Origin of the sequence: Bacillus sp. SIMBA_154 (genome assembly GCF_046536015.1) — a bacterium.
Classification (GTDB): domain Bacteria; phylum Bacillota; class Bacilli; order Bacillales; family Bacillaceae; genus Bacillus; species Bacillus pumilus_P.
The window spans coordinates 1-247 of record NZ_JAWJBV010000522.1 but is presented as its reverse complement, the minus strand read 5'-3'; the positions used below and the strand labels follow the sequence as shown (position 1 = coordinate 247).

General features: G+C 44.5%; 1 protein-coding gene. It reads left to right on the top strand.

Translation table 11 applies throughout. The annotated features are described in order from the left end of the window. Positions 1-247: hypothetical protein (locus R0K30_RS23000; RefSeq protein ID WP_410613287.1), on the top strand; the 247-nt coding region annotated here is incomplete at both ends.

The window sequence follows — 247 nt, the reverse complement described above, 5'->3', positions numbered from 1 at the left end:
CACTAATACTGCTATTTATGGACACGCTGGCGGGCCATTTTCACCCAGCAGCTTAGCCATTAACAGCGAGACTAATGTTGAATCGATCACGGCTGCATGCCAGCGCTATAAAAAGCAACACTGGATACTTGATGACACTCAAACACTTAATAAAGGGCTAAGCTTTGAAAGCTTGGTTGCTTTATTTACAGAAAAAGCGCCCAAAGCCGGCATAATCACGCCGGATTTAAGAGCTATGTATAGTGGG